Below are 24,807 nucleotides of genomic sequence, written 5' to 3' on the forward strand. Positions count from 1 at the left end.
CGGCTCACCCCGTCAGCGGTATGTTGCCGCCGCTGCCCCAGAACAGGTACGACAGCAGCAGATTGAGCAGCACGATCGTGACGATCGACTGGCGGATGGCGCGGCCCGCCGCCACGCCCACGCCCACCGGGCCGCCGGTGGCGTGGAAGCCGTGGTAGCAGTGGATCACGATGACCGCGAAGGCGAACACGCCGACCTTGGTGACGCTGAACGCGATGTCCCGGACCGGCAGATACAGATAGAAGTAGTAGTCGTAGACCCCCGGCGCCAGGCCGAACAGCACCGTGCACATCAGCCGGGTGGCGAAGAAGCTGGCGAAGAGCGCGATCAGGTAGATCGGCACCAGCGCCAGCAGCGCCGCCACGACCCTGGTGCAGATCAGGTACGTGAAGGCGTTGATGCCCATGACCTCCAGCGCGTCGATCTCCTCCGAGATCCGCATCGCGCCCAGCTCCGCCGTGAACGACGAGCCCACCTGCGCCGCCAGCGCCGTCGCGGCGATGATCGGGGTGATCTCGCGGACGTTCGCGAAGCTGCCCACCAGGCCCATGAACGACTCCGCGCCGATCGCCTGCAGCCCCTGGTAGCCCTGCAGGCCCACGGTCGCGCCCACGACGAACGCCATCGTGAACACCACGAAGATCATGCCGCCGCCAATGACGGTCGCCCCGACGCCCACCACGACGTCGCTGACCTGCCTGATGACGACCTTGAAGAACTTGAGCCGCAGGACGACGTCGCGTACGGAGTAGAACAGCACCTTCCACACGAACAGCGGCCAGTCGGCCAGCGTCGCGAACCGCTCGGCGACGTCCCGTCCCCGCAGCGCGAGCCGCAGGCCGGCCGTGCGCGTCACCATCATCACAGCGACCTCGGCGGGTAGGCCAGGAAGTAGACGGCCGAGATCACGTAGTTGAACGCGAACACCAGCATGAACGTCACCACGGTCGCCTGGTTGACCGCCCGCCCCACGCCGACGGGGCTGGAGGCGCACGTCATGCCCTTGTAGCAGGCGACCGCCGCCGCGATGAACCCGAAGATCCACGCCTTGAACAGCGTCACGTACAGATCGGAGGCGACGACCAGGGAGAACGCGCCGTCGAAGTACGCGCCCGGGGTGACGCCCTGCACGACGACGTTGAAGAAGTAGCCGCCGCTCGCGCCGGCCAGGATGACCAGCGGGCACAGGCAGACCGCGACCGTGCTGGCCGCCCACATGCGCGGCGTGACCAGGCGGTGGATCGGGTTGACCGACATGACCTCCATCGCGCTCAGCTCGTCGCGGATGTGGCGCGCGCCGATGTCGGAGGTCATCGCGCTGCCGCCGGCCCCGGCGATCAGCAGCGCGCTGGCCAGCGGCGCCACCTCGCGGATGAGCCCGACGAAGACCGCGCTGCCGGTCGCGGAGCTGGCGCCGAGCTGCCTGGCCAGCTCGCCCACCTGGAGCGCCACGGTGGCGCCCAGCGGCAGGGCGACCAGCAGGACCGGGACGCTGGTGACCCGGGCCAGGAACCAGCACTGCTCGACGAACTCCCACCACCAGCGCCTGATGTCCCAGGTCCTGCGCAGCCCCTCCAGGACGATGACGAACAGCTCACCGATCTGGCCGAGCGTCGAGCCGGCCCGGCGTCCGATGTACCCGGACAGGGTCATCGGCGACCTCGGGTTACCGCCATGACCACCTCCGCCGCCTACGGATGAGATGAGTGGCAACCCTACTGACGGGTTGTCTAGTAGTCGATGCTTTCGTGGGAATTTGCGCGAAAGGTATGAGACGCAGGTCACATGTTGTCAGCCAGGCACGAAAAGTGACCGCCCCGTTACAACCCGGCTCCCCTTGACGTCATCCCCCTGGGGTTGTTTGCCTGTACGCAAGGCCTGGAAGACTGAGGTGCAAGAGGTGGTGCAACATGCTCATCGGGACGATTCTTCGCGCCAAGGGAAGTGATGTGGCGACCGTGTCGCCCGGGGCGACAGTGCGCGAGCTGCTGGCCACGCTCGCCGAGCGCAACATCGGTGCCGCGGTGGTCTCCACCGACGGCCTCACCATCGAGGGCATCGCGTCCGAACGCGACGTCGTGCGCCGCCTGCACGACCGCGGCCCGGCGATCCTCGACGGCCCGGTATCCGCGATCATGACCACTCAGGTGCGCACGGTGGGGCCCGGCGAGAACGTCGACTCGCTGCGGCAGATCATGACCACGCAGCGGTTCCGGCACATGCCGGTGGTCGAGAACGGCCGGCTCGTGGGCATCGTGAGCATCGGCGACGTGGTCAAGAGCGCGATCGAGGAGCTGGAGACGGAGAAGGCGTCGCTCGTCGACTATCTCCACCGTTGATAGGGATGGCACCCTTGGTCCGTGATGTACGGGCCTCCTGAATATCCGCCTGAGTATCCGCGGGCGACAAGCAGTCCGACGATCATCGTGCTCGTGGCCGGACTCGCCGCTCTGCTCGGGTTCCTGCTGGGGGTCTTCGTGGGGTTCGGCGCGTCCGAGTCGTCCGAGGAGCCCGCCCCCCGGGTCACGGTCACGGTCGAGGGCACGCAGCCGCCGGAGCCCGAGGCCACCGGCCCCGGCCCGTCGTCGCCGGTCCAGCCCACGCAGCCAACGCAGCCCACGCAGCCGCAGGGAACGCAGCCACCGGCCACCCAGCCCGGCGCCACCCAGCCTGGCGCCACCCCGCCCGGGCCGGGTCAGACGGCGCCCGGCCAGAACCCGCCGGGTCAGACCGGCCCGCCGAGCGGGGGGACCGGCAGTCCCGCGTTCAACAACGTGTCCATGCGGACGCTCGTCGTGGGCGCGGACATCCAGCCGGGCACCTACCGCACGGCGGGCCCGACCTCGGGGATCCCCATGTGCTACTGGGCCAGGCTGCGGAGCGCCACGGGGGACGAGATCGCGAGCGGCATGCCGACAGGTTCGGTCAGCGTCACCATCCTGGCCACGGACAAGGCGTTCAGGACCGCCGGATGCGCGGAGTGGATCAGAGCATGATGCTTTTGTGCGTCAAACTCTGGACAAAAGAGCAGGAATGCGCAATTCTGTGCGGCAAGTAAGAAGGGAGGCACGCCTGGAGCGTGCTGGCGTGACGTCCTACGGTTATGGGCCACGCCACTCCGGTGTCCCTGGCCAGGACGCGACTCGGAGAGTGCGGAACAGCGCGCAGCGCCATTGATCCGCACCCGTTCCGTACGCGAGGAGTGCCTGTTGCGCCGTCTCCCTGCTGTGATCTCTGCGGCCGCCCTGGCCGCCACCGCTCTCGTCACCGCCCCCGCCGCCGCCGCGACCACCGAGGCCAGGGCGTTGCCCGCCCCTGTCGCCTGCAACGGCTGCTGGAAGCCCGCGCTGAACACGTCCTGGCAGTGGCAGCTCTCGTCCCTGCCGACCAAGCCGTACCCGAACGTGCAGATGTTCGACATCGACGGCTTCGCCGCCAAGGACGGCGCGATCGTCAAGTCGCTCAAGGCGGACAAGCCGGGCCGCGGCGTCGTCTGCTACATCAGCGCGGGCACGTTCGAGGACTGGCGCCCGGACGCGAGCCAGTTCCCTGCCGAGGTGCTCGGCAAGCCGCTGGAGGACTGGCCGGGTGAGCGCTGGCTCGACATCCGCACATACACCGGCAAGCTCGGCCAGATCATGAAGGCCCGGCTCGACATGTGCAAGGCCGCCGGGTTCGACGCCGTGGAGCCCGACAACGTCGACGGCTACAGCAACGCCAGCGGCTTCCCGCTCAAGGCCGCCGACCAGCTCGCCTACAACACCTGGTTCGCCAACGAGGCCCACAAGAGGGGCCTGTCGGTCGCGCTCAAGAACGACATCGAGCAGATCCCGGCGCTGCTGCCGTACTTCGACTTCGCGGTGAACGAGGAGTGCTGGGAGCACACCGAGTGCACCACCGCGCAGAACGACGACTACGGATACGACCAGTTCGTCAAGGCGGGCAAGGCCGTGTTCAACGTCGAGTACAACCTGGCCACCTCGGCCTTCTGCGCCAAGTCCAACGCCCAGAACTTCAACTCGCTGAAGAAGAAGTACGAGCTCGACGCCTACCGCGTGCCCTGCCGTGGCGCGTGACTTCGACCTGCTGGTCGTCGGTGACGCCAACCCCGACGTGGTGCTCTCCGGAGCGCCGCGCGGGTTGGCGTACGGCCAGCGCGAACAGCTCGTCTCCGGCGGCGACCTGGTGCTCGGCGGGTCCGGCGCGATCACCGCGTGCGGGGCGGCCCGGCTGGGTCTGCGGACCGCGTTCGCGGGTCGCGTGGGCGACGACGCGGCCGGGCGCTTCGTGCTGGACGCCCTGGCCGACCGGGGCGTGGACGTCTCCCGCTGCGTGATCGACTCCCGGCCCACGGCCATGACCGTGGTGCTGGCCGACGGTTCGGACCGGGCCATCCTCACCTCGCCCGGCTGCCTGCCATACCTGACCGTGGAGGACCTGCCGCGCGGCGTGGCCCGCCACGTCCACGTGTCGTCATATTTCCTGCAACCGGGGCTCGCGCCCGGACTGCCGGGCTTCCTGGCGGAGGAGCGGCGCGCGGGCGCGACCACCTCGCTGGACACCAACGACGACCCCGCCGGGGAGTGGGAAGGGCTCGGGGAGGTGCTGGCCGAGGTGGACGTGTTCCTCCCGAACGCCGCCGAGGCCCGGGCCATAGCCGCCCGGCTCTTCGACACCGGCCCCGAATGCCTCGAGGCCGCGGCGGCCCGGATCGGCGGGCTCGGCCCCACCGTGGTCGTCAAGGACGGCGGCGACGGCGCGCTGGCGTGGCGGGCGGGCGAGCTGACCCGGGCCCCCGCCGTCCCCGTCGAGCCGGTGGACACCGTCGGCGCCGGCGACAGCTTCAACGCCGGCCTCCTCGCCGCGCGGCTGCGCGGGATGAGCCTGCGCGAATGCCTGCGCGTGGCCGTGACCTGCGGATCCCTTTCGACCCAGGCCGCCGGCGGCACCGCCGCCCAGCCCACCTGGAAGGACCTATGAAGATCGTCTTTCTCGGCGCCGGGAGCGTCGAGTTCACTCAAGGGCTGCTGGCGGACCTGGTCGCCTTCCCCGATCTGGGGGAGTTCGAGGTGGCGCTGCACGACATCCACCCCGAGCGGCTGGACACCGCAGAGGCCGCCGCCCGCGTCATCGCGGCCGGGCGGCCCGTCAAGATCTCCGCCCACCTCGACCTGCGCCAGGCTCTCGAAGGCGCCGACTTCGCGATCAACATGATCCAGGTCGGCATGATCGACGCGACCCGCGTCGACTTCGAGGTGCCCGCCCGGTACGGGCTGCGCCAGACGATCGCCGACACCATCGGCGTGGGCGGCATCTTCCGCGCCCTGCGCACCTTCCCGGCGCTCGACCGGATCGGGCGGGCCATGGCCGAGGTGTGCCCGGACGCGTGGCTGCTCAACTACACCAACCCGATGGCCATGAACGTCTGGTACCTGGCCGCCGCCACCCCCGTGCGCAACGTCGTCGGGCTCTGCCACTCCATCTACTGGACCGCCCACGACCTGGCCGAACTGGTCGGGGTGCCGCTGGAGGAGGTGTCGTACCTCGCGGCGGGCGTCAACCACCAGTCGTGGATGCTGCGCTTCGAGTCCGGCGGACAGGACCTCTACCCGCGCCTGGACGAGGCCATCGAGCGCGACCCCGGCCTGCTGCGCCGGGTGCGCGTGGACATGTACCGCAGGCTCGGCTACTACCCGACCGAGACGAGCGAGCACTCGGCCGAGTACGTGCCCTGGTACCTGCATGACGAGAACGAGATCGAGCGCCTGCGGATCCCCGTGGGCGCGTACATCGGCATCAGCGAGGAGAACGTGCGCCAGTACGAGGCCACCCGCGACGCGCTGCGCGCGGGACGGCCGATCACCGTGGAGGGGACCATGGAATACGCCCCGCAGATCATCCACAGCGTCACCACCGGCACCAGCCGGGTCGTCTACGGGAACGTCCAGAACAGGGGCCTGGTCGCAAACCTGCCGGACGGCTGCGTGGTGGAGGTGCCGTGCGTGGCCGACGCGCTCGGCGTCCGCCCGATGGCCGTCGGCGACCTGCCCGCGCAGTGCGTGGCGCTCAACCGCGCCTATGTCAACGTCAACGAGCTGACCGTGCGCGCCGTCACCGAGGGGCGGCCCGAGCACGTCCGGCACGCCATGATGGCCGACCCGAACACCGCCGCCACCCTCACCGTCGAGCAGATCGACGAGTTGTGCGGCGCGCTGATCGAGGCCCACGGCGAGCTGATGCCCGAGTCCCTCAGGAGCCGGTGATGAAGAGCCCCGTCATGAAGAGCCCCGTCATGAAAGGCACGGCGGCGCTCGTCCTGGTCGCCGGGCTGCTGACGGCCTGCGGCTCCTCCTCCTCCTCCGACGACGCCTCGGGCCCGGTCGAGATCACCTGGTGGCACGGCCAGACGGAGCTGCAGGCCAAGGTCATCGAGGAGCTGGCCGCCGAGTACTCCAAGGCCCACCCGGACGTGAAGATCACGCCCGCCGTCGGGTCCACGAACGTGGACGACATGCTGCAGAAGGTCCAGGCGGTGCTGGCCGGCGGCAAGGCGCCCGACATCGCGTACATGTACGGCACGTGGATGCCGAACCTGGCGCGTAACCCCAAGGTGTACGACCTGGCCGCCACCGTGAAGGCCCCCGGGTTCGGGTGGGACGACTTCTGGCCGTCGGAGCGGGCCGTGTCGGAGGTGAACGGCAAGGTCGTCGGCGTCCCCGCGCTGGTCGACAACCTGGCCGTCATCTACAACAAGAAGCTGTTCGACGCGGCGGGGCTGCCGTACCCGTCCAAGGACTGGACCTGGGACGACTTCCGGGCCACGGCGAAGAAGCTGACCGGCGGCGGCGTGTACGGCACCGCGTACCCCGTGACCGGTCTCGAGGACACCGTGTGGCGGTTCTGGCCGATGATCTGGCAGCAGGGCGGCTCTATCCTGACGCCGGACGGGAAGAAGTCGGCGTTCAACACGCCGCAGGCGACGCAGGCGCTCGATCTGTGGAGTGCCATGGCCCAGCAGGATAAGTCCGTATATCTCGATCAAAATGGTGAGAAGTTCGTGCCGCTGTTCCAGAGCGGCAAGATCGGGATGATCGCGGCGGCGCCGTACGCGCTGCTGGACATCATCGACCATAAGATCTCCTACGGCGTGCAGGTGCTGCCCGGCTACAACGGCAACCACGAGACGGTCGCCGGCCCGGACAACTGGGTCGTGTTCGACAACGGGTCGCGCCGGGCCAAGACCGCCGCCGAGTTCCTGACCTGGCTGACCAGGCCGGAGCAGGACGCCCGGTGGTCGCTCGGCCTGGGCAACCTGCCGCTGCGCAAGGCCACGACCGCGCTGCCGGCGTACCAGAAGTTCGTCAAGGACTTCCCCGGCATCGACGTCTTCACCGCGAACCTCGAGAACGCCAAGCAGGCCAGGCCGCCCCTGCCGGCGTACCCGGAGTTCTCCGAGAAGGTCGGCAACGCGATCGCCCAGGCGCTGGTCGGCGGCACGCCCGCGCAGCAGGCCCTCACCAAGGCCGCGACCGAGGCCGACGCGGTGCTGGGGCGCTCGCGATGACAGCCCCGGCGATGAGCAGGACGGCGCGGGTGAGCGCGCCGTCCGCGCGGCGGAGCCGGTTGGTCCCCCAGCTGACCGGGTGGGGCTTCGTGTTCCCCGCGACGCTCGTGATCGTCGGGCTCAGCCTGTTCCCCGCGGTGTGGGCGCTGCTGCTCTCGCTGCGGGACGGCGACCTGCTCACCGGCGGCGACTTCGTCGGGCTGGCGAACTACGGCGACATGCTCGGCGACGCCGAGCTGGCCGCGTCGGCCGGGCACACGCTGCTCTACACCGTGCTCTTCGTGCCCGGCTCGGTGGTGCTCGGGCTGGCGCTGGCGCTGGCGCTCAACCTCAAGATCCGGCTCATCGGGTTCTACCGCACGTGCTTCTTCGTCCCGTACGTGGTCTCCGCCGCAGCCACGGGCATCCTGTCGAACTTCGTCTTCGACCCCGACTTCGGCATCGTCAACGCCGGGCTGAAGGCGCTCGGCCTGCCCGCGATGGGGTTCCTGCAGGACCCCGACCAGGCGATGCTCACCCTGGTCGCGATCTCGCTCTGGGGCGGCGTGGGCATGCCCGCCGTGGTCTACCTGGCCGCCCTGCAGGACATCCCGCGCGAGCTGATCGAGGCGGCCCGGGCGGACGGCGGCGCCGGTCGGCACGTCCTGCGCCACGTCGTGCTGCCGCAGCTGCGGCCGGCCACGGTCTTCCTGCTGATCTGGCAGACGATCACCGCGCTGCAGCTGTTCGACCTCGTCTACACCACCACCAAGGGCCAGCCGCTCGACTCCACGACGACCATCGTGTTCTACCTCTACCGGCAGGCGTTCCAGCTCTTCCACTCCGGCTACGGCACGGCCATCGCCTACGTCCTGTTCATCGTGACGCTCGCCGTGTCGGGCGCGGTCCTGTGGAGGGGTGCGAAGTGACGCGCCGCAGCCTCGCCCATCTCTTCCTGATGCCGCTCGCGCTGCTGCTCGTGGCGCCGCTGGTGTGGATGGCGCTGACCGCGTTCATGCCGGACGCCGACATCAACACCTACCCGCCCAAGCTCTGGCCCGAGCACTTCACGCTGGACGGGTTCAGGCGCATCTTCACCGAGGACGAGTACCCGCTCTGGCTGGCCAACACGGTGATCGTGGCCGGGTCGGCGGTGCTCGGGCACGTGGTGCTCTGCTCCCTGGCCGGGTACGGCTTCGCCCGGATCAAGTTCCGCGGCCGCGGGGTCGCCTTCGCGGCGGTCATGGCCACCATCATGGTGCCGACCCAGGTGCTGATGATCCCGACGTTCCTGCTGTTCAAGAACATGGGCCTGATCGACACGCTGGGGGCGGCCATCGTGCCGTGGCTGGCGTCGGCGTTCGGGGTGTTCCTCATGCGGCAGTTCTTCCTGTCGCTGCCCAAGGAGCTGGAGGAGGCCGCCATCATCGACGGCTGCTCCCCCCTGGGCGTGTTCTTCCGCGTGGTGCTGCCGCTGGCCCGGCCCGCGCTGGCCACGCTGGTGGTGTTCACGCTGCTCGGCGCCTGGAACGACCTGATCTGGCCGCTCATCGCGATCTCGTCGGAGTCGGGCTACACGCTGCAGCTCGGGCTGGCCACCTTCGCCGGCGCCCGGCACACCGAGTGGTCGGCGCTGATGGCCGGCAACGTGATCGCGGTGCTGCCGCTCGTGCTCGCGTTCATCCTGGCGCAGCGGCACTTCGTGGCCACGATGAGCTTCAGCGGACTCAAGGGCTGAGGTTGTTGGCAGCGGTGGGGTGTGCGTAGGAGGATGCGCACAGCCCACCCCACAGCCCACCTGGAGGATGACATGTCGGTCTTGCAGAGCTTCGTTGACAGCGTGCGCAGCGGGGCGATCGAGGTGATCGACCTCACGGCGCCCCTCTCGTCCGAGACACCGATCCTCCAGTTGCCCGAGCCGTTCGGCAACACGATCCCGTTCCGCCTGGAGGAGATCAGCCGCTACGACGACCGCGGCCCCGCCTGGTACTGGAACGACATCCACACCGGCGAGCACACCGGCACCCACTTCGACGCTCCCGTCCACTGGGTCACCGCCCGCGACGGTCAGGACGTCTCCCAGGTGCCCGTGCGCAGCCTCATCGCGCCCGCCGTCGTGCTCGACTTCGCCGCCGAGGCGTCCAAGGACGCCGACTTCCTCCTCCAGATCGACCACGTCAAGGAGTGGGAACGCGCCAACGGCCCGTTGCCCGACGGGGGCTGGCTGCTCTACCGCACCGGCTGGGACACCCGCTCCGCCGACCAGGCGGCCTTCCTGAACGCCGACGCCTCCGGCCCCCACACGCCCGGCATCTCGGTGGAGTGCGCCAAGTGGCTGGCCTCCGAGACCCCGATCGCCGGGATCGGCGTCGAGACCGTCGGCACCGACGCGGGCGCCGCCCACTCCTTCGACCCGGCCTTCCCGTGCCACTCCTTCCTGCTGGGGGCGGGCAAGTACGGCCTGACCCAGCTGCGCAACCTCGACCGGCTGCCCGTGACCGGCGCCGTCGTGGTCGCGCCGCCGCTGCCCATCGTGGGCGGCTCCGGCAGCCCCGTGCGCGTGCTGGCCCTGGTGGAACGTTGATCGTCGCGGAGGCCGTGGGGCGGGCCCTGGCCGCCTGCGGCGTCGGGGCCGCCTTCGGGGTGGTCGGCAGCGGCAACTTCCACGTGACCAACGCCCTGGTGGCGGGCGGCGTGCGCTTCGTCGCCGCCCGCCACGAGGGCGGGGCCGCCACCATGGCCGACGCGTACGCGCGGATGAGCGGGCGGGTCGGCGTCGTGTCGGTGCACCAGGGGCCGGGGCTCACCAACGCCCTGACCGGCCTGACCGAGGCGGCCAAGAGCCGTACGCCGCTCATCGTGCTGGCGGGGGAGGCCACGGAGGCCCAGTCCAACTTCCACATCGACCAGGCCGCGCTCGCGACGGCGGTGGGGGCGGTGGCGATGCGCGTCACCTCGGCGGAGGAGGCGGTGTCGCGGGTGGCCGAGGCGTACCGGGTGGCGGTGGAGGAGCGGCGCACGGTCCTGCTGAACCTGCCGCTCGACGTCCAGGCCGCCCCCTTCGAGGGGCCTGCCGACGTGATGCCGCCCGCGATCGCTTCGGCGGTTCCTTCGGTGGGTCCTTCGGTGGGTCCTTCGGTGGTGGAGGTGGGGGAGCTGGCGCGGTTGCTCGGCGCGGCCGAGCGGCCGGTGTTCATCGCGGGGCGCGGTGCCCGGCACGCGCGGCGGGAGCTGGAGGAGCTGGCCGACCTCGCGGGCGCCCTGCTGGCCACCTCGGCCGTCGCGAAGGGGCTGTTCCGCGGCAGCCCGTGGGACCTCGACGTGAGCGGCGGCTTCGCGACGCCGCTGGCCGCCGAGCTGATCCGCGGCGCCGACCTGGTCGTCGCGTGGGGATGCGCGCTGAACATGTGGACCACCCGCCACGGCACGCTCGTCTCGCCGGGCGCGAAGGTCGTGAAGGTCGATCTCGACCCGGCGGCGTTCAAGACCCATGTGCCCGCCGACCTGGGCGTGGCGGGCGACGTGGCGCGCGTCGCGGAGGCGCTGGCCGCTGAGGTCGCGCCCCGCCCGGGCTACCGGTCGCCGGAGCTCGCCGCCCGCGTGCGGGCCGAGGGGCGCTGGCGGGACGTGCCGTACGAGGACGAGAGCGGCGGCGGCCGGATCGACCCCCGGACGCTCAGCATCGGGCTGGACGACCTCCTGCCGCGGGAGCGGATCGTCGCCATCGATTCCGGAAATTTCATGGGATATCCGTCGATGTTCGTGGATGTTCCCGATGAGGGTGGGTTCTGCTTCACGCAGGCGTTCCAGTCGATCGGGCTGGGCCTGGCGACGGCGATCGGCGCGGCGATCGCCCGGCCGGACCGGCTGCCGGTGGCCGCGCTCGGCGACGGCGGCGCCCTCATGGGCATCGCGGAGCTGGAGACCGTCGTCCGGCTCGGCCTGCCCATGGTGATCGTGGTGTACGACGACGAGGCGTACGGGGCCGAGGTCCACCACTTCGGGCCGCACGGGCACCCGCTCGGGACGGTCACGTTCCCACCGGCCGGCCTCGCCGCCATCGCCCGGGGTTACGGCTGCGCCGCCGTGACGGTCGGCGGGCCCGGCGACCTGGCGGGCGTGGCCGAATGGGTGGACGGGCCCCGCGACCGGCCGCTCCTGGTGCACGCCAAGGTCACGGCGGAGCACGGGTCCTGGTGGCTGGAGGAGGCCTTCAAGGGCCACTGAGCTCAGAGCTCGCGGTAGGCGCGGGCGCCCGCTGAGCTCACGCTTGTGTCAGGCGCGAGCGCCCACTGAGCTCACAGCTTGCGGTAGGTGCGGGCCTCCTCGGCCGCCTCCAGCACGTCGGCCAGCGGCACACCCGCGCCCGCCGCCACCGCCGCGGCGATCGCGCCCTCCACGAACGGCACGTCCGCCACCACCACCCGCCCGTCCTCCTCCAGCAGGCGGGCGGTCAGCACCGAGCTGCCCAGGTCGGGGATGAGCACCACCCCGTCACCCTGGTCGACGCTGCGCAGCGCCGCCTCGATGAGGTCCAGGCTCGTGCCCAGCCCGCCGTCCTCGGTGCCCCCGGCGGCCGCCACGGGTACGTCGGCACCGGCGATCCCGCGGGCCAGCGCCGCCGCCTCCGCCGCCAGCCCCGCGCTGTGCGCGACGAGCACCAGCCCCACCATCACCCGACTCCGCGTGGGATCACACGATCACCGGGCCCGCCCATCACGCCACCACCGAGACCAGGCCCGCCCATCACGCCACCACCGAGGCCAAGACAGCTCATCACGCCACCACCGACGCCAGCGCCGCCATGAACAGGGCCGCCGACGCCGCCCCCGGGTCCTCGTGCCCGATGCTGCGTTCGCCCAGGTAGCTGGCCCGGCCCTTGCGCGCCTGCATCGGGATCGTGGCCTTCGCCCCCTTCTCGGCGGCTTCGGCCGCCCGCTCGAACGCCTCCTTCACCCCGATCCCGTCACGTACGGCCAGGGCGAGCGCCCGGGAGGCCGGGACCAGCGCGTCCACCATGGTCTTGTCGCCCAGCGCGGCCTTGCCCAGCCGTTCGAGCGCCACCACCCCGGCCTCGAACGCCCCCGAGAACCCGGCCAGCGTCACCGGCGACTCCAGCGACTTGCCCATCTGCCGGAACACGGACCCGTACAGCGGCCCGGAGGCGCCCCCGACGCGGCGGATCAGCGTCGCGCCCGCCGCGGCCAGCGCCTCGCCGGGAGTCCCCGGCGGCGACTCGGCCAGCGTCTTGCGGACCTCGGTGAGGCCGCGGTCGAGGTTCGTGCCGTGGTCGGCGTCGCCGATCGCCGCGTCCAACCGGGTCAGCCGGTCGCGGTCCCTGTGCACCAGCCTGGCCGCCTCCTCGAACCAGGCCACGAACACGTCGGTGTCCATCAGCGCCCCCAGCGCAGCCCCGGCGTCTCGACCGGAGCGTCCCACAGGCGGGTGAGCACGTCGTCGAGCAGGCAGATCGACACGGAGAAGCCCTGCATGTCGAGGCTGGTCACGTAGTTGCCGACGAGCGAGCGCGACACCCGCGCGCCCTTGCCCCTGACGAAGGCCGCGACCTCCGCGAACACCACATACAGCTCCATGAGCGGGGTGCCGCCCATGCCGTTGACCATGACCAGCAGGTCGCCGCGGAGCGGCAGGTCGCCGTGGATGGCCTCCATGGCGATCGCGGCCAGCTCGCGCGCCGACACCATCGGCACCCGGGCCCGCCCCGGCTCGCCGTGGATGCCGATGCCCAGCTCCACGTCCGTCTCCGGCAGATCGAACGTCGGCTTGCCCGCGTGCGGCGTCGTACAGGACGTCAAGGCGATGCCGAACGACCTGCTGCGCTCGTCCACCTCGCCCGCCACCGCGGCGATCTGGGCCAGCGGCGCATCCTGCTCGGCCAGCGCGCCCGCGAGCTTCTCCACGAACAGCGTGGCCCCGGTGCCGCGCCGGCCCGCCGTGTAGAGGGAGTCCTGTACGGCCACGTCGTCGTCGACCAGCACGCTGGCCACCTCGACGTCCTCGATCAGCTCGGCGGCCATCTCGAAGTTCAGCACGTCGCCGGTGTAGTTCTTGACGATGTGCAGGACCCCGGCGCCGCCGTCGACCGCCCTGGTCGCGTCGATGATCTGGTCGGGGACCGGTGAGGTGAAGACCTCGCCGGGGCAGGCCGCGTCGAGCATGCCGTACCCGACGAAACCGGCGTGCAGCGGCTCATGTCCCGAGCCGCCGCCCGAGACCAGGCCGACCTTGCCCGGCCGCGGTCCCTCGGCCCGGTAGACCACGCGGTCGCGCATTCGCAGCGAGGGGTGGGCCGCGGCCATGCCGTTCAGCGCGTCATCGACGACGGAGTCGGCCGTGTTGATGAGCTTCTTCATGGTGAGAAGATCTGCCCATTTTCACGAGGGCGCAAGCGTCGTAGCGTGGGCGGGATGGAGGTCGTCTACAACCCCTACGACCCGGCGATCAACAACGATCCGTACCCCGTCTACGCGTGGTTACGCCGGGAAGCGCCGGTCTATCACAATGCCGAGCACGGCTTCTGGGCACTGTCGCGGCACGTCGACGTGTCCGCCGCGCTCGGCGACAGCGCCCTGCTGTCCAGCGACCACGGCCCCGTGCTCGATCCGGCCGCGTGGGGGCCGCAGGCGCGGACGTACCTGTCGTTCGTGGCCATGGACCCGCCGGACCACACCCGCATGCGGGCCGTCGTCTCGCGGGCCTTCACCCCGCGCCGGGTGGCCGCGCTCGAACCCATGATCAGGGAGATCGCGCGGGGCTACATCGAGGAGGGCATCGAGCGGGGGACGTTCGACTTCGTCCGCGACTTCGCGGCCAAGCTGCCGCTCGACGTGATCTCCGAGCTGGTGGGGGTGCCGCCGTCCGATCGCGCGGACGTCCGCCGCAAGTCCGACATCCTCGTGAAATATGACCCTCAGGGCAAGATGGCGGACACGGGGCTCAGGAGCATCCTGTCCCTCGGCGACTACTACGCCTCGATCGTCGCCGACCGCCGGGCCGCACCCCGTGACGACCTCGTCTCGGCGCTCGTCGCCGACGGAGGGCTGAGCCCCGAGGAGATCGTGGCGTTCCTGTTCCTGCTGATCGGGGCCGGCTCGGAGACCACCACCCACCTGCTGAGCGCCGCCTGGTACTGGGCATGGCGCCACCCCGGCCAGCGCGCCGCCGCCTTCGGCGGGGCGATCACGCAGTGGGTGGAGGAGTCGCTGCGGTACGACACCCCCGCGCACGGCATCGCCCGCCGCCTCACCGAGCCCGCCGAGTGGCACGGCGTCGGGGTCCCCGCCGACGCCAAGGTGTGGATCCTGATCGGCTCCGCCAACAGGGACGAGTCGGTCTTCCCCGACCCCGACGTCTACGACCTGGGCCGCGACACCTCCAGGTCCATCAGCTTCGGCGTCGGCCGCCACTACTGCCTCGGCGGTCCGCTCGCCCGGCTGGAGGCCCGGGTGGCGCTGGAGGAGCTGACGAAGGCCGTCTCGCCTTCGTACGAGATCGACCCGGACGGCATCCGGCGCATCTCGCACGGGAACGTGCGCGGGATGGTCCGGCTCCCGACTACCGTGGCACCCGCCTGAGTAGGCTACCTTCTGCTCATGGCTGAGATCGTGTACCCGCCGGTGATCGCCGCCGCGCGGACCCTGTTTCGCGCGCTTGACGTCCGGTTCCGCATGGAGGGTACGGAGCACGTGCCGCAGACCGGGGGAGCGGTGCTGGTGAGCAACCACATCAGTTACCTCGACTTCATCTTCGCGGGATTCGCCGCGCTGCCCTCGCGGCGGCTGGTGCGCTTCATGGCCAAGCAGGACGTCTTCGAGCACCGGATCTCCGGGCCGCTGATGCGCGGTATGAAACACATCCCGGTGGACCGGGGGGCGGGCGCGGGCTCGTACGCCACGGCCCTGCGCATGCTGAAGGCCGGCGAGGTCGTCGGGGTCTTCGCGGAGGCGACGATCAGCCGGTCGTTCACCGTCAAGGAGATCAAGAACGGCGCCATCCGCATGGCCCAGGCCACCAACACGCCCATCATCCCCGTCGGGCTGTGGGGCAGCCAGCGCTTCTGGACCAAGGGCCGGCCCCGCAAGCTCACGCAACGGCACATCCCGCTGACCATCGTGGTGGGGGAGCCGATGCACCCCAAGCGCGGCGAGAACGTCAACGACCACACCGCCGACCTGCACAAGCGGCTGTCGGGCCTGGTGGACCAGGCGCAGCGCACGTACCCGGAGGTGCCGCAGGGGGTGTGGTGGCAGCCCGCCCACCTGGGCGGCACGGCCCCGACGCCGGAGGAGGCGGAGGCCATGGACGCCGCCGAGGCCGAGGCCCGCGCCAAGAAGGACTAGACCCGGGCTTTTGCCAGGACGCGTCGCGCGGATCAGCACGGGCGACTCCGCGCGCCTGCCCACAACCCGAGCCGGTGGGCCACCATCCCACCGAGCGGCGCGGCCCCGAGCGGCGCGGCCCGTCCAGGCCCACATTGCCAGTGCCCGTACCGGATCGTCCATCCCGCCCATCGAGAACCGATGCTCCAGCCAGCGCTCCAATGCAGCGCCCTGCGTCTCGCCCCGGATGCCGGTCGGGACGAGCGCGCTCCGGCCGTTCATCCACAGCAGGAGCTCGGGCCCGGCCAGCAGCATGGCGTGATGCCGCCGGTCGGGGGTGAAGTAAGCGCGGAACGTCACGCCTCTGCGAGAGCGCCGGAAGGACCTCCCATACGGCGCCAGGCCCGCGGCCGTACAGTCCTCGACCGTCAGCGCGGCCGGTGGGTCCGCCAGGTCGCCGCGCGCCACGGCGGCCATCCACTGCTCCAGGGCCTCGCGACTCATGGCCGCCATTCCGATGCGACTGACAGGCCCGGACAAGATCAACAAGCGCAGCGCGAATCGAATCCACCCGGTCGCGCCGCAACGCATCGCCCCGGCAGCGGCGACTGGGCACGGGCGCGACCCGAGCCGGGCACGGGCGGGACCCGAGCCGGTCGAGGCCGCGCCCGTTCACCGCGCGGGGTCGGCCTGCGACCGCGCTTGCGGGCCGTGGTGCGAGGCGCGTGGCCCGGGCGGTTGCGCTGGTGGAGTCGGTGAGGCCGGAACGAGATCTGGGCCTGCGAAGATCACCCGGCATGGCTCACCTCCCGAGGAGACGACCCGCATGAGGCTCTGGGCGCTCGCCCTGACGATCACCTCCGTGACCTCCGTCGTCACGTCACCGGCCGCCGCGGCCGGCCCCGACCCCGTCGCCGCGCTGCGCCGCCAGCTGGCGGGCGGCAACGGTGTGACCTTCTCGGACGTCCTGGTCGCCAGGTCCGAAGGAAAGCCGCGCACCTTCCGGGAGTCGGGAGTCCACGAGCTGGGCCGGGGGAAGATCGTCGCGAGCGAGATCCTGCGTCCCAAGGATTTCATGTTCGGCAAGTATCGCCAGCGCCTCATCCTCTTCCCGGACCGGTACTACGAGCAGTCGGCCAGCCTGCGCAAGCATCTTCCGGAGGGCAAGAGCTGGGTGGTCGCCAAGGAGAAGCGGTCCCTCGCCCTGTACTGCGGCCAGATGCGGCTGAGCGATCCCGGCACGCTCAAGGCCCTGCTCGCCGCCACCAAGGTCAAACGCCCCTCCGGCGTGTACGACGGCACCCGCACCACCCTCTACGAGGGGTCCATCACGCTGGGCGAGCTCGCCAAGGCGGACCCCGACTTCCGTATCGCCGGACTTCACAGGCCCGCGGGCAAGTACGTCCGTGTCCGGGTCGACTGGAAGCTCTGGATCGGACGGGACCAGCTCGTCCGCCGATGCCACAGCGACTCCAGGCAACCCGGCATCCCCAAGCTGAGCGACGAAACCGTCCATTACGTCGACGACCTCCGTCTGTCCCGGTGGGGTCGGCCGATCGACATCCAAGCGCCTCCGGCCGATCAGGTGGCGACCTACGACGAGCTCGACCTTCCGGAGTAGCCCCAGAGAGGGCCACCGGATGCGGGGCCGTACAGGCGCAGAAAAGGGAAGCCTCGACGGACCGCCCCAGGGCAGGTGCCGAGCCCCGGGAGCAGCCCTCTACACGGTGTCGCCCAGAGAGACGAGGAGTTTGCGGAGGAGGCCGGCCAGGGCGTCGCGGTCGGTGGGGGAGAGGCCGGACAGGAGGCGGGCCTCGTTGGCCGCGTGACGTTCCAGGACGTCGTTGGCCACCCGCCGCCCTTCGTCCGTCAGCGCCACGAGCGTCATCCGCCGGTTGTCCGGCGCCGGCCAGCGGTCGACCAGCCCGCGCTCCACCAGGTGGTCCATGCGGTTGGTGAGCGCGCCGGGACTGACCATGGCCGCCGCCGACAGGTCCTTCATGCACATGGAGTCGGCTTCGCTCCTGAGCAGCGTGGCCAGCATGTCGAACTCCCACGCCTCCAGCCCGTGCTCGCCCAGGAACTCCTTGACACCCCGCTCCAGGAGCCGCGAGGCCCGCGACACCCGGCCGATCACGCCCATCGGGGACACGTCCACGTCGGGCCGGGTGCGGGCCCACTGCCCGAGGATCGCGTCGACTGCATCTCCCATGACGGCAATCGTACGACATTGAAATGTTCGATGTCGTGGGTTATCGTCCTACGTGGAAATGTTCAATGTCGAAATTTTTGAGGTGGGACAATGAAGGTGCTGGTGCTTGGCGCGACGGGGTACATCGGTGGTGCCCTGGTGGAGCGGCTGGTCGCGCAGGGGCATGAGGTGGCGGCCTACGTGCGGCCCGCGGCGGAGGGAGAGCGGCGGGTGCCGGGTGTGGCCGACGTCCGGTACGGGGATCTGGCGGACGCCGCCGCGCTGGAGAAGGCGATCACCGCGGACCTCGACGCGATCGTGCACGCCGGCCAGTTGACCGGCGACCGGGAGACCGATCTGGCCACGATCGGCGTGCTCGCCGGAGCGTCACAGAAGGTCGTCTACGTCAGCGGTGTGTGGGTGCTCGGCGAGACCGACGGGGCCGACGAGGACAGCCCGGCCGACCCGATCCCCCTGGTGGCGTACCGGGACCAGGTGGAGCGGCTGGTGATCGGCGGCGGCGGCTCCGTGGTGCGTCCCGGCGTCGTCCACGGGCGCGGCACGGGCATCGCGGCGCTGCTGAAGGCCCAGGCCGCGCGGCGCGGGACCGGTGTGTACGTCACCGCGGGCGGCACCGCGCCGACGTGGACCTTCGTGCACGTGGACGATGTGGCCGAGCTGATCGTGGCCGCCGTGGAGAAGGGGGAGGCGGCCGTCTATCACGCCATCAGCGAGGAGGCGGTGCCCGTCACCGCCGTGGCCGAGGCGGCGGCCAGGTCGGCGGGCGTCAAGGAGACGGCCGAGCCCTGGCCGCTCGAGGAGGCCGCGCGGGAGCTCGGGGAGGGCTTCGCCCTGGCTCTGGCGATCAGCCAGCGCGTCAGCGCGACCCGTACCCGCGAAACGCTCGGCTGGCAGCCCTCCCGCCCCGGCATCGTGGCCGATCTCGTCGAGGGTTCCTACGCCTGACGCGTCCTCTCATCCCGGACCAGCCGGACGAACCGACGGCCCGGTGGGGACCGTCGAGAACGAGGATCGGCCGAAAGTACCGTCGGCGGACCGCGAGCCCCCACCGGTGGTCGATGTCCGCACCGGGCCCCGTCCCCAGGATGAGGTGCATGCCCTATCGAGATCACGCTCCGGGACCGGTCCGAGGTCCCGGAGCCCCTTCCACCCGCGCCGGGACGACGGCCTCCCCCGGCCGGCCGCGTATCGCCGCGCTCGACGTCCTGCGCGGGTTCACGCTGTGCGAGATCCTGCTCGCCAACATCCAGCTGATAGCCAACGGCGACAGAGCCGTCACGACGCAGCCCATGGGCGACTGGGACCCGTGGCTCGGGCTCCCGATCTTCTCCCTGCTGTTCGGCATCGGGTTCTCGCTGCTGCTGGACTCCGCCGCGAACCGCGTCCCCCGCCCGCGGCTCGTCCTGCTGCGCCGGCTTCTGGCGCTGCTCGCGATCGGCCTCGCGCATTCGCTGCTGTGGCGGGGCGAAATCCTGACCTCGTACGCCGTCGTCGGCCTGCTGGTGCTGCTGCCCTCCACCTGGCTGCCGCGGTGGGCCGTGGCCGGCCTCGCCCCGGCGCTCGTGGCGGCGGCGCTGATCGGCGGCGGGGGTGGCGGGCCCCTGATGATCGCCGGGCTGTTCCTGCTGGGCTCGGCGCTGGTCCGGTACGGGATGATCGAGAAGATCGAGCGGTCCACTCGAGGGCCGCTCCTGCTGGGGCTGGCCTTCGCGGCGGGGGCGGCCTCAGCCCTGTGGGCACGGAACGGGGCTGGTGCGCCGTCCTTCACGTCCAGCCTGGCCGATCTGCTGCTCGCCGGCGTGTACGTGTGCACCCTGCTGGTCCTGCTCAGAACGCCGCTGCGACCGGCGCTGGCGGCCCTCTTCGCACCACTGGGCCGGATGGCGCTGACCAATTACCTGACCGCCACACTCCTCGTGCTGGCGGCCAGTCGCATCCTCGGCCTGCCGATCGGCCGATCCCTGACGGCGGCGTACGCGGCCGCGGGAGTCATCCTCGCCGCCCAGTGGCTGTTCGCCACCCTCTGGCTGCGCCGCCACCGCCAGGGTCCCGTCGAGTGGCTCTGGCGCTGGGTCACCTGGGCCCACCGCTCAGCCCTGCGCATCCCCGCGAACCGAGCCCACTAGCCCGCGATGAGGGCGTTGGCCTCCGTGATGAGCTTCTGAGCGGCCTCGTCAGGCGTCATCCGACCGAACAGGACCTCATTCGTGTACCGCGTGAGGATGGCCTCGATGGCGCTGGCGCGCTTCGGCGGGGCGGCGGGCGAGTCTGTGAGCTCGCCCTTGACCTTGTCGAGGAAGGCCAGCGTCTTCTTGTCGGTCTCCGGAAGCTTGTCCCTGACCGCCGCCAGCACCTTGGAACTGGCCGGCAGGCCGCGGTCGCTGAGGATGATCGCGCCCGCCTCCGGGTCGTTGATCATGAAGTCGATGAACTTGGCCGCCGCGGCCTGATGCCCGGACTTCGCCGAGGCGGTGTAGAACATCGCGGGCTGCAGGAACATGCCGCCCGCGGTGGCGCCCTGCGCCTTGGGCATCCGGAGCAGGTCCACCTCCTTCCCGCCGGACGCCTTGTTGATCGAGCCGAGCTGGTTGCTCCACCACATCCCCATCGCGCCGTTGCGGGTGGCGAACAGCGACCGGTCCTCGCTCTGGGTCGCGAGCTCGATGCTCTTGGCGGCGTCAGGAGAGCCCTTGCTCCTGATCAGCTTCTGGTGGACCGCCCACCACGCCTTGAGCGTCCCGGGCGAGACACCGATCTTGTTGCCCTTGTAGAGGGACTCGCCCCGCTGAGCGGCGAAGATCTGCAGGAACGCCGGGTTGAAAGCCTGCTGCGTGCCGTAGACCTTGCCGCCGGTGCTCGCGGTGATCTTCGCCGCCAGGTCGACGTATTCGTCCCAGGTCCACGTGGTGTCGTCGGGCAGGTTCTGCCCCGCGTCCTTGATCGCCTTCGGGTCCACGACCAGGGACCAGGCATTGACGCCGGTGGGGATGGCGAACTGCTTCTCGTCGATGGCGCCGGTGGCCAGCACCTTGGCGTCGATGTCGGCGGTGTCGACCGCGCTGGACAGATCGGCGAGCGTGCCGCGTTCGGCGTACTCCCGCAGCCCGCGGATCTCGAGGGTGATGACGTCAGGTGTCTCGTCGCTCGCGACCTTCGTGGCCAGCGTGTCGTAGTAGGTGCCGAAGCCGGAGAACTCTTCCTCGATGTCGATGTCCGGGTTCTTCGCCTCGAACCTCTTGATCGCCTCTTGCGTCATCTTCTGCCGCGCGTCACTGCCCCAGTAGGCGAAACGTAACGTGATCGCACCGTCGGCGCCTTCGCTGCCGCAGGCCGCAGTGATCACCAGCACAGCAGTGGCCAGCAACGCTGCCGTCCACGTCTTCTTGCCAGAGCCCACGGCTCTACCTCCTGGGGGTTGAGGGGTGCAGGACCTACAGCGGCCCTGGGGCGGTCACTCCACGGGTCCGGCCAGGAAGAAGTCGAAGCCCAGCCCGAGCGCGCTGATCGGCATGGCGAGCACCGGAGCCCACGACGACCCTCCACCGGAGTCAGAGAATCCAGCAAGATTACCGGGGCGGTGAGGCCGCCGGAAGTTGTTGAGGTGGCGGAAGTGGCCGAGGTGGTCGTTCTGTAACACGTTCCATGCCGGAGCGGTGAGTTAGGGTGACTCGCGTGAGCCCGCGTGAGGTGGCCGCCGGCCGATTATCGCGCCTGGTGGCGCGCGCCCGCTCGGTCGCACTCGCCGGGAGGATGGGCGGGCGCCCCGCCCCGCTGGTCGAAGTGGCCGGTCTGCTGCTCGTGATCCTGCTCTTCGCACGGCTTCACGCCGCCGCCGGGAACGACACCGCGGCCGCCACCGCCAACGCTCTGGCCCTGCAGTCCATGGAACGGGCCCTCCACCTGGACATCGCACTGAGCGCGAACCAGTGGCTGACCGAGCATCCGGCCCTCATCCAGCCGGCGGTGTACTACTACCGCCTGTACTACCTCGTGGTCATCGGTGTGCTGGTGTGGGTCTTCGTCCGGCACGCCGCTGTCTACGCCAAGGTCCGCTGGACCCTCGTCGCGATGCTCGTCCTCGTGCTGCCCGTTTACTGGGCGGTGCCCATGTCGCCCCCACGGTTCGCGCTGCCGGGCGTCGTCGACATCATCGCCGAGCATGACCTCCTGGGCGGCCACGCCTCACGCGAGATCGGGAACGGCCAGAACCTGACGGCGATGCCGAGCATGCACGTGGGGTGGTCGTTGTGGTGCGCGTACGCCGTGTGGTCCGCGCTGCGGGTCTCCCACCCACGGCCGGCGTTGCTGGCGTGGATCTTTCCGCTGGGTATGGTCGCGGTCGTGCTCACCACGGGCAACCACTACGTGCTCGACATCGCCGGGAGCGTCGTGCTGCTGATCGTCTCCATCGCGGTCGTATCGGTATGGGGCCGCCTGGCCGAGCGCCGGCGGACAGCCGCGACGGACGCCGCTCAAGCATGAGAAAGGGTGTCACCCTGACGAGTGACACCCTCATCGACCAGCGATATCTGGTCGGGACGACAGGATTTGAACCTGCGACCCCTTGACCCCCAGTCAAGTGCGCTACCAAGCTGCGCTACGTCCCGGTCGTGTCGGCCGCTCCCTGCGGAGCGGGACGTCATAACCTTAGCGCACATCGGAGGTGCACGCGTACACGGAGAGCTGGGGCGGAGGGGGCCGAGTGGGGCGGAAACCGACCATCGATCGGCGGGAGCTGGCCAGGTTGGTGGCCGAAGGGATGAACGTCCAGGAGCTGGCCGCGCACTTCGGGGTCAGCGAGTCCGGGGTGCTGCAGGCCAAGCGGGCCGCCGGGCTGGCCAAGCCGATGCTCGACCACAGCCGGGCCGTGCCGTGGAAGCTGGCCCGCGAGCACTCCCAGTCCGGGCCCGCCACCAATCTGCGCAATCTGTCGGCGGCCGCGCAGGGGAAGCCGCCCGCGGCCGAGCGGCTGAACACGGCTCTGCGGTGGGCTCAGCGGCTCGTCGACGCGGGGCTCGACGTGCGGTACGACGCGGCTGAGGGGTTCAGCGAGATCCCCGCCGCACCAACGGGCTCACATGTCGCAGCCGTGCTGGCCGCGGCCAGGGAGGCGCTGGAAGCCCGCTGAGGCGGTGAGTTTCGACCCACCTGTTCGAGGGCAGTCGCTGGTCTCAAGACACAGACCGGAGGCGAACAACATGACCACCTTAATCTGGGTGGCCGTCGTCGTGGTCGTGGTGGTGGCGCTCGTCGCAGTGGGTTATGTCGTGCTGCAGCAGAGGCGCCGCGGCCACCTCCGCGAACGTTTCGGCCCGGAGTACGAACGCATAGTCTCCGAGCACGACACCCGCCACGAGGCCGAGCAGGAGCTGCTCGACCGGGAGCGCCGGCATGCGGAGCTCGGCATCCATCCCCTGACGGAAGAGTCGCGCGACACCTACGCGAACCAGTGGACCGAGGTGCAGGAGCGCTTCGTCGACGCACCCGGGTTCGCGGTGACCGAGGCCGACCAGCTGGTCACCGCGGTCATGGCGGAACGGGGTTACCCGACGGAGGACTACGAGGAGCGGCTGTCCACCCTGTCGGTGGGGCACGCGAAGACTCTCGACCACTACCGGACGGCCCACGAGATCAGCGGGCGCGCGGCCAGGAAGGAGGCCTCCACGGAGGACCTGCGGCAGGCCATGGTGCACTACCGCGCGCTGTTCGAGGAACTGCTGCAGGAGACCACACGAGGACGGTGAACGAGCACATGAGCACCCCCAGCACCCCCAGGAGCGGCAGCGAGGAGGAGCGCGCTCGGCGCGATGAGCACCTCCGAGCCGACGAGCACTCCGGCGAGCGCGCCGATGAGGACGCCCGCGCCGATGAGTACGCGGACGATCGCAAGCTCGCCGACGACGGCTCGGACGACGTCCGTGTCGCGGGCGACGGCGAGCCGGAGAGGCACAGTCCGCGTGCCGGCGACGAGTACGCCGCAGCCGTGCCCGGCGCCGTGACGCCGCCCACGGCCGAGTACGACGCCGAGTACGACGACGGCACGTACCGCGACCCCTACGCCAGAACCGCCGGGGACACGCCGGCCGGGCCGGAGACCGAGCCGGGCGAGATCCCGGCGCACGCCGCCCCCGAGGACGTCGTCCTGTTCGACCAGGACCCGGACCAGGTGCAGGCCCGCTGGCGCGACCTGCAGGCGTCGTTCGTCGACGACCCCGGCGAGGCCGTGCGGCGCGCCGACGGGCTGGTCGGCGAGGTCGTCGACGCCCTCACCAGCAGCCTCGCCACCCGTACGAACGGCCTGCGCGACCGCTGGAAGGACACCGAGGCCGCCGACACCGAGCAGATGCGCCTGGCGCTGCGCGACTACAGGAGCGTCCTGGAACGCCTGCTCGCCCTCTCCGGCCAACAGAACCAGCCCCAGATCCAGACGACCCGGACCCATCTCCAGACCTGGGGAAAGAGGTGACCTGACATGCTCGCGGTAGTCGCAGCGATCATCTTCGGACTGGGGTTCCTGCTCGACCTGGTCGGCGCCCGGATCCCCGGCGGATTCTCCGGCATGACGTTCGTCCTGCTCGGCCTGACGCTGCTGGCCCTGCATCAGGCGGGTGTCGGCACGGCCGGAATCCGTACCGGTTACAGCAACTGGCGTGGCCGGGCGCGCAGGTAGGAGCCGGCCAAGGGCCCACCGGTAAAAGGCCCCAGCCGGTGAG

At 70.7% G+C, this 24,807-nt stretch carries 28 protein-coding genes and 1 tRNA gene; 20 read left to right on the top strand and 9 right to left on the bottom strand.

Going from position 1 to position 24,807, the window contains the following annotated elements; translation table 11 throughout:
- Positions 1-4: 4 nt before the first annotated feature.
- Entirely contained in the window at positions 5-862 is an 858-nt protein-coding gene (locus ABZX61_RS06335; RefSeq protein WP_313045386.1) for an ABC transporter permease, read from the bottom strand.
- Complete coding sequence (locus tag ABZX61_RS06340) at positions 862-1,653, bottom strand: ABC transporter permease (RefSeq protein ID WP_350726465.1); 792 nt, start codon at positions 1,651-1,653, stop codon at positions 862-864. Before ABZX61_RS06340 ends, ABZX61_RS06335 begins: the two co-directional genes overlap by 1 nt.
- A 257-nt stretch (positions 1,654-1,910) precedes the next feature.
- On the opposite strand from ABZX61_RS06340, the gene ABZX61_RS06345 reads away from it, so the two are divergent.
- The 10 genes from ABZX61_RS06345 (at position 1,911) to ABZX61_RS06390 (ending at position 11,770) form a co-directional block, all read left to right on the top strand.
- Complete coding sequence (locus ABZX61_RS06345) at positions 1,911-2,339, top strand: CBS domain-containing protein (protein WP_350726467.1); 429 nt, start codon at positions 1,911-1,913, stop codon at positions 2,337-2,339.
- 93 nt (positions 2,340-2,432) lie between these two features.
- Positions 2,433-2,996, top strand: coding sequence for a hypothetical protein (locus ABZX61_RS06350; RefSeq protein WP_355191978.1), 564 nt, complete (start codon positions 2,433-2,435; stop codon positions 2,994-2,996).
- Positions 2,997-3,209: 213 nt separating this feature from the next.
- Entirely contained in the window at positions 3,210-4,076 is an 867-nt protein-coding gene (locus ABZX61_RS06355; protein WP_355191980.1) for an endo alpha-1,4 polygalactosaminidase, read from the top strand.
- A complete protein-coding gene (locus ABZX61_RS06360; protein ID WP_355191982.1) occupies positions 4,066-4,980 on the top strand; it encodes a sugar kinase in 915 nt (304 codons plus the stop codon). The genes ABZX61_RS06355 and ABZX61_RS06360 overlap by 11 nt, the downstream gene beginning before the upstream one ends.
- Entirely contained in the window at positions 4,977-6,263 is a 1,287-nt protein-coding gene (locus ABZX61_RS06365) for an alpha-glucosidase/alpha-galactosidase (RefSeq protein WP_355191984.1), read from the top strand. Before ABZX61_RS06360 ends, ABZX61_RS06365 begins: the two co-directional genes overlap by 4 nt.
- Positions 6,263-7,564 (top strand): ABC transporter substrate-binding protein, encoded by a 1,302-nt coding sequence (locus ABZX61_RS06370; RefSeq protein ID WP_355191986.1) that lies wholly within the window; start codon positions 6,263-6,265, stop codon positions 7,562-7,564. Before ABZX61_RS06365 ends, ABZX61_RS06370 begins: the two co-directional genes overlap by 1 nt.
- A gap of 11 nt (positions 7,565-7,575) precedes the next feature.
- Positions 7,576-8,472 carry a sugar ABC transporter permease gene (locus ABZX61_RS06375; protein WP_350726479.1) on the top strand — a complete coding sequence of 299 codons (897 nt, stop codon included), beginning with the start codon at positions 7,576-7,578 and terminating at the stop codon, positions 8,470-8,472.
- The gene (locus tag ABZX61_RS06380; protein ID WP_355191988.1) at positions 8,469-9,281 is read left to right on the top strand and encodes a carbohydrate ABC transporter permease; all 813 of its coding nucleotides are present in this window, start codon (positions 8,469-8,471) and stop codon (positions 9,279-9,281) included. Before ABZX61_RS06375 ends, ABZX61_RS06380 begins: the two co-directional genes overlap by 4 nt.
- A 72-nt stretch (positions 9,282-9,353) precedes the next feature.
- Complete coding sequence (locus tag ABZX61_RS06385) at positions 9,354-10,127, top strand: cyclase family protein (RefSeq protein WP_355191990.1); 774 nt, start codon at positions 9,354-9,356, stop codon at positions 10,125-10,127.
- On the top strand, positions 10,124-11,770 hold the full coding sequence (locus ABZX61_RS06390) for a thiamine pyrophosphate-binding protein (protein ID WP_355191992.1): 1,647 nt from the start codon (positions 10,124-10,126) through the stop codon (positions 11,768-11,770). Before ABZX61_RS06385 ends, ABZX61_RS06390 begins: the two co-directional genes overlap by 4 nt.
- Positions 11,771-11,841: 71 nt before the next feature.
- On the opposite strand, the gene ABZX61_RS06395 is transcribed toward ABZX61_RS06390, so the two are convergent.
- The 3 genes from ABZX61_RS06395 to dhaK form a co-directional block, all read right to left on the bottom strand.
- Positions 11,842-12,216, bottom strand: coding sequence for a phosphoenolpyruvate--protein phosphotransferase (locus ABZX61_RS06395; RefSeq protein ID WP_355191994.1), 375 nt, complete (start codon positions 12,214-12,216; stop codon positions 11,842-11,844).
- Between the two features lie 103 nt (positions 12,217-12,319).
- Positions 12,320-12,937, bottom strand: coding sequence for a dihydroxyacetone kinase subunit DhaL (gene dhaL / locus ABZX61_RS06400; RefSeq protein WP_355191996.1), 618 nt, complete (start codon positions 12,935-12,937; stop codon positions 12,320-12,322).
- Positions 12,937-13,917 (bottom strand): dihydroxyacetone kinase subunit DhaK, encoded by a 981-nt coding sequence (gene dhaK, locus ABZX61_RS06405; protein ID WP_350726490.1) that lies wholly within the window; start codon positions 13,915-13,917, stop codon positions 12,937-12,939. Before dhaK ends, dhaL begins: the two co-directional genes overlap by 1 nt.
- Before the next feature lie 54 nt (positions 13,918-13,971).
- Between dhaK and ABZX61_RS06410 the strand changes: the two genes are divergently transcribed.
- The 3 genes from ABZX61_RS06410 (at position 13,972) to ABZX61_RS06420 (ending at position 17,503) form a co-directional block, all read left to right on the top strand.
- A complete protein-coding gene (locus ABZX61_RS06410) occupies positions 13,972-15,138 on the top strand; it encodes a cytochrome P450 (protein ID WP_355191998.1) in 1,167 nt (388 codons plus the stop codon).
- A gap of 18 nt (positions 15,139-15,156) precedes the next feature.
- Positions 15,157-15,903 carry a lysophospholipid acyltransferase family protein gene (locus ABZX61_RS06415; protein WP_355192000.1) on the top strand — a complete coding sequence of 249 codons (747 nt, stop codon included), beginning with the start codon at positions 15,157-15,159 and terminating at the stop codon, positions 15,901-15,903.
- 805 nt (positions 15,904-16,708) lie between these two features.
- Entirely contained in the window at positions 16,709-17,503 is a 795-nt protein-coding gene (locus ABZX61_RS06420) for a hypothetical protein (RefSeq protein ID WP_355192002.1), read from the top strand.
- 99 nt (positions 17,504-17,602) lie between these two features.
- Here the strand turns inward: ABZX61_RS06420 and ABZX61_RS06425 are convergent, their stop codons facing one another.
- Positions 17,603-18,094, bottom strand: a complete 492-nt coding sequence (locus tag ABZX61_RS06425) for a MarR family transcriptional regulator (RefSeq protein ID WP_355192004.1) — start codon at positions 18,092-18,094, stop codon at positions 17,603-17,605.
- A 90-nt stretch (positions 18,095-18,184) separates the two neighbouring features.
- Here ABZX61_RS06425 and ABZX61_RS06430 point away from each other — a divergent pair, with 90 nt between their 5' ends.
- Both ABZX61_RS06430 and ABZX61_RS06435 read left to right on the top strand, forming a co-directional pair.
- Entirely contained in the window at positions 18,185-19,039 is an 855-nt protein-coding gene (locus tag ABZX61_RS06430; protein WP_355192006.1) for an NAD-dependent epimerase/dehydratase family protein, read from the top strand.
- Positions 19,040-19,188: 149 nt separating this feature from the next.
- On the top strand, positions 19,189-20,220 hold the full coding sequence (locus ABZX61_RS06435; RefSeq protein WP_355192008.1) for a DUF418 domain-containing protein: 1,032 nt from the start codon (positions 19,189-19,191) through the stop codon (positions 20,218-20,220).
- Here ABZX61_RS06435 and ABZX61_RS06440 read toward each other — a convergent pair.
- The gene (locus tag ABZX61_RS06440) at positions 20,217-21,491 is read right to left on the bottom strand and encodes an extracellular solute-binding protein (RefSeq protein WP_355192010.1); all 1,275 of its coding nucleotides are present in this window, start codon (positions 21,489-21,491) and stop codon (positions 20,217-20,219) included. The genes ABZX61_RS06435 and ABZX61_RS06440 overlap by 4 nt on opposite strands.
- Positions 21,492-21,545: 54 nt before the next feature.
- Complete coding sequence (locus ABZX61_RS06445; protein ID WP_355192012.1) at positions 21,546-21,731, bottom strand: hypothetical protein; 186 nt, start codon at positions 21,729-21,731, stop codon at positions 21,546-21,548.
- A 35-nt stretch (positions 21,732-21,766) separates the two neighbouring features.
- On the opposite strand from ABZX61_RS06445, the gene ABZX61_RS06450 reads away from it, so the two are divergent.
- Positions 21,767-22,576, top strand: a complete 810-nt coding sequence (locus tag ABZX61_RS06450; RefSeq protein WP_355192014.1) for a phosphatase PAP2 family protein — start codon at positions 21,767-21,769, stop codon at positions 22,574-22,576.
- A 48-nt stretch (positions 22,577-22,624) separates the two neighbouring features.
- Here the strand turns inward: ABZX61_RS06450 and ABZX61_RS06455 are convergent.
- A tRNA-Pro gene (locus ABZX61_RS06455) sits at positions 22,625-22,701 on the bottom strand.
- Positions 22,702-22,796: 95 nt separating this feature from the next.
- Between ABZX61_RS06455 and ABZX61_RS06460 the strand changes: the two genes are divergently transcribed.
- From ABZX61_RS06460 to ABZX61_RS06475, 4 genes are all read left to right on the top strand, one after another.
- Positions 22,797-23,222: a hypothetical protein gene (locus ABZX61_RS06460; RefSeq protein WP_350726512.1), complete on the top strand. Its 426-nt coding sequence runs from the start codon at positions 22,797-22,799 to the stop codon at positions 23,220-23,222.
- Between the two features lie 70 nt (positions 23,223-23,292).
- Positions 23,293-23,838, top strand: a complete 546-nt coding sequence (locus tag ABZX61_RS06465) for a hypothetical protein (protein WP_350726514.1) — start codon at positions 23,293-23,295, stop codon at positions 23,836-23,838.
- A gap of 8 nt (positions 23,839-23,846) precedes the next feature.
- Positions 23,847-24,560 (top strand): hypothetical protein, encoded by a 714-nt coding sequence (locus tag ABZX61_RS06470; RefSeq protein WP_355192016.1) that lies wholly within the window; start codon positions 23,847-23,849, stop codon positions 24,558-24,560.
- A gap of 6 nt (positions 24,561-24,566) precedes the next feature.
- On the top strand, positions 24,567-24,764 hold the full coding sequence (locus ABZX61_RS06475; RefSeq protein ID WP_185073178.1) for a hypothetical protein: 198 nt from the start codon (positions 24,567-24,569) through the stop codon (positions 24,762-24,764).
- The last annotated feature ends 43 nt before the right edge of the window (positions 24,765-24,807 follow it).

The sequence above is a fragment of the Nonomuraea sp. NPDC003709 genome, from assembly GCF_040610775.1.
Lineage (GTDB): Bacteria > Actinomycetota > Actinomycetes > Streptosporangiales > Streptosporangiaceae > Nonomuraea > Nonomuraea angiospora_A.